Consider the following 3,989-nt stretch of genomic DNA (forward strand, 5'->3'; position numbering starts at 1 on the left):
GTCTCAGAATAATCCTCAACGCCGCTCTTTCCCTTCTGAAAATTCCCAAACTCTGGTCTAATTTGAAATTTGTCAGGTGTTAAGAGAATCTTCCCTTTGATTCTGATTTTTTGTCAGAATAGGAAGTTCTTTCAGTAAATCTATTGGCTTTGAGTCGAGGGTCAGCAGAGTGCAGGCTATACTGTCATCAGGGTTGAAGCTCGAAGAAAAATGAATTCTGCGTCCTTTCAGGGGGTGAGGATGATGGAGAGTAGAGTATTTCAGAGTAGGCGCCGCCACTTTTCCTAAAAACCTAGGTTTTTACCCCAACAAAAAAGGGGCCCGAAGGCCCCTTTCTCGTAAGAATGTTTCTAAAGCAAGCTCTAGAAGCGAATCTTTGTACCAACCATTGCAACTGTTGCAATGTTGTTTTTGTTATTGCTTGGATAGTTATCATAAATATCTGAAGAAGTCAGAGCTGCCGTAGTCGTTGTACCACGCAAAACTAACTGACCAGGTGTTGTATGAAGCTTCATGTAGTCAACTTCTACGAAACCAACCAAACCTGGAACGATTACATGATCCAGAGTTGCTGTAGCAATGTCTGCCTTAGCTTTTCCGTTCTGTACTTTACGTTGAGTATGAGTCCATCCCAAAGACACATTTGTATTGCTTGCTAAGTTGTAACCAACTGCTGCGTTATACCCATGTGTATTTGTGAACTTACGATCTGTTCTGATCAAAGAATTACCCTTGTCAAAATAGGTCGCACCGAATTGGAAGTTCCGATAGTCAACCAATGTACCAAATTGCCATTGATTTTCGTTGTGAACTTTGAATCCAGTAGACTGTTCTCCATTAACAGAATCATTTGTCTGAGCAGGCTTTCCTTCGGCTGTTGTTCCAGCCAAGTACAAACCATAGTTCAAATCATTGTTAACAGCTTTGTTATAAGAAACAGCACCTGCCAATTGATTCACACTATAGCGAGTAGAAGGTCCATGGTTAGGCGTCGCTGATCCGCTGAAATATCTTACACCAGGTGTGCGTCCAACGTTTGCTGTGTTAGGTGTGAAGCTCAGCCCCATTTGGAATCCGCTTACATTTGGTGAAATATAAACGATCTTTGAAGCTGTATCTTCTGAAGGCGCAATGGATGAGTTGTAATCAACGCCCACTGGAGTGTTCACAAGCTTTGACAAGTCTGTGCTTCCAGGACCACCGTTACCACCGAGTACGTCTACACCAGTATACATAAGGGTCTTTTCAACGCCATTCACGTCACCGATCATGAATGTACCTGTGTCAGCATGTGTCATGTAGACATAAGCTTCACTGATACGATCAGAGTTTGACTTAGCGCGATCTAATTCAAGAACGGCTGCAGCACCATATGTTAAGCCATTGGAAGATTCTCCCCCAACGTTGAACATAATGTTACCTTTTGTGAACACGTTAGTGTTTTGAGTTGTGCGAACTTGTTGATTTGTCGCAATACCCATTGCTGTTAAGCTTCCACCAATTTTGAGTGTAGGCCCTTTTCCAGATTGAACTTTAGCTGTTGCACTAAGTGCTAGCAAAGAAACGCTGGCTAATATTATGCTTTTTATTTTCATTGTATTAAAGTCTCCTAAAACTATGTTTTCTACACCCCCATCTCAATGGAATGTGGACTAAAAAGCAAGACCTAATTCTTAAACTGGGCAAAAGTAACTTTATTCCTGTTGTCGTTTTGCAACATTTTCTGGGGAGGAAATAATCCACCCACCCCCTAGAACTCTGGGGCCTTCATAGATGACGCACGCCTGTCCGGGAGAAATTCCTTGTTCAGGGTTTTTCAGGGTCACCCTACCGCGCCCTGAAGAGTCTGCGGGCTCAAGGATTGCGGGTAAGGCGATTTGAGATGACCTAATTTTAACCTGACACTCAAGAGGGCCTGATAAGGGAGCATCCCCCAACCAATTCAGATTTCTTATATGGAACTCTTTTGTTTCTAGGGCTTCCTTGGGGCCCACCACGACTTGGCGGGATTTTGGGCGCAACTGCACAACATAAAGAGGATCGGTCTGATCGCGACGTCCCCCAACACCCAAGCCCTTACGTTGTCCAATAGTATAGTGAATAATACCGGGATGCTTCCCTAAAAAAGTTCCATCCATATGAACAATGTCGCCGGGAAGATTTGATTCAGGCCGCAACTTGCTAATAACTTCCGCATAGTTTCCATTAGGCACAAAGCAGATGTCCTGACTATCTGGCTTGTCGGCCACCAACAGTCCTAGTCGCTCTGCGTGGGCTCTGGTTTTGTCTTTCGTAAGCCCCCCCAGGGGAAATCGTAGAAAATCCAACTCATCTTGAGCGGTTGCAAAAAGAAAATAGGTTTGATCCTTTGCAGGGTCTATAGCTTGGTGAAGCTCAACTTTTTTTGCGCCTATTTTACGCTGAACATAATGGCCCGTGGCCAAAGCGTGCCCACCCAATTCCTTGGCTGTTTTTAGAAGATCTTTAAATTTGACTTCTTGATTACACTGAACGCAAGGAATAGGGGTTTCGCCGCGTAGATAACTATCAGCAAAATCATCAATAACTTTTTCTTTAAAGACAGATTCATAGTCTAATACATAATGAGGAAACCCCATTTTCTGGGCCACTTGCGCCGCGTCATAGATATCTTGCCCAGCGCAGCAGGCTTTCTTTTTAGCTACAGCTAGCCCGTGATCATACAGCTGTAGAGTAATGCCAATCACATCAAAACCAGCTTCTTTTAGCAAAGCCGCTGTAACTGAACTATCCACACCGCCGGACATGGCAACAACTACTCTAGTTTCCCCAGGGCTGTTTTCAAAACCTAAATCTTTCCAATTCATAGACATGTCATAATATATGGTGCCTTTTAGATAAAATTTCAAGGTTTGTATCGCCATGCGTTTCCCGCATGGGTATCCTGCTTTCTTTGGCATGGATAAGCTGACGGTTGTTCGCTATCAAGAAGGCATAGGACTGGATGAAGAAGATTTTCCTTGTTCAACGAGTTTCTGCGGAAGCAGATCAAAGTTCTGGGTGCAAAGCCCAGAAAAGGGACTTAGGTCCCTTTTTACGTCTTTGGACGTAAAGCCTCCCTGTTAGACTTTAGGGGCGAGTGAATAACTCGCCCTTTTTTTTTAAAAAATTACTTGTGTTTTAAAAATAGTAGTTATACACAGTATTGGTTAGGAGACCGCAAATGAAGAATATTAGATTTTCCAGAATATTGGGCTATGCAACCTTGGCTTTGCTATTGAGCGCAGGCTTAGTAACGGATGGATTTTGTGCAGCATCAGAGTCTGAAGAGTCTGATGCTGAAGGTTCTGACTCTTCTTCACAAAATTTGCGTGATATTGTCAGCCTTCAAGCTGAGACGATTCAGAGGTTGAATGTTCAGAAGGAAGTTGCTTTTGGTACAGTCCCAAATGACGATGACAGTGATAATGATGGCGATGATGGACAACCTCTTTTGCCAACACTTACTGTGGATGAAAGTCCTTTTACACGAGAAACTGTCGTTGATACCGCTATAAATGGCATGCGTAATCGAAAAATAGTGGCTGGGATTCCTGGCGTGAAGGCTTCTTATCCAATTGCAGGATCTGATGATGATGAAGTCACCAATCTTATGCGAACTGTTCCTGGGCGCCAGACGGTGTTCGGCTTTCTTTCTGAATTTTGTCAACGAGCATATGCTCGTGCTAAGGGTGAGGTTTCTTTCTTTCTGATTGCCAGGGCAGTTCGGGATTTACCCGAAGATTCTCGTGATAGCGCTTTAGAAACGGCCAATCGGATTGCGCGCTTGGGTGCGGGGCCCACCAGCCGACTTAAAGCTCTGAATGTGGCTAAGGCTATTTTGGAAGAAGAGCAAGATTTTGATTTCAATGCCGTTGAATCTGCTGTGGTCGAGATTATTGGCGAAGAGCAATATAAAAAAAGGGGCTGAAGTAGCTAAGACCTAAAAGAGGGTCTATAATAGCTAGAAT

Annotated in this window: 3 protein-coding genes; 1 reads left to right on the forward strand and 2 read right to left on the reverse strand. The window is 43.7% G+C overall.

Annotated features, from left to right (window positions below; translation table 11 throughout):
* Positions 1-362: 362 nt before the first annotated feature.
* Positions 363-1,595 carry a hypothetical protein gene (locus tag WCG05_05615; GenBank protein ID MEI8321456.1) on the reverse strand — a complete coding sequence of 411 codons (1,233 nt, stop codon included), beginning with the start codon at positions 1,593-1,595 and terminating at the stop codon, positions 363-365.
* A 99-nt stretch (positions 1,596-1,694) separates the two neighbouring features.
* Entirely contained in the window at positions 1,695-2,846 is a 1,152-nt protein-coding gene (gene mnmA / locus WCG05_05620; GenBank protein MEI8321457.1) for a tRNA 2-thiouridine(34) synthase MnmA, read from the reverse strand.
* Positions 2,847-3,202: 356 nt separating this feature from the next.
* Here mnmA and WCG05_05625 point away from each other — a divergent pair, with 356 nt between their 5' ends.
* Entirely contained in the window at positions 3,203-3,949 is a 747-nt protein-coding gene (locus tag WCG05_05625) for a hypothetical protein (GenBank protein ID MEI8321458.1), read from the forward strand.
* The last annotated feature ends 40 nt before the right edge of the window (positions 3,950-3,989 follow it).

It is taken from the genome of Alphaproteobacteria bacterium (assembly GCA_037146715.1).
GTDB lineage: Bacteria > Pseudomonadota > Alphaproteobacteria > UBA7879 > UBA5542 > JBAWWO01.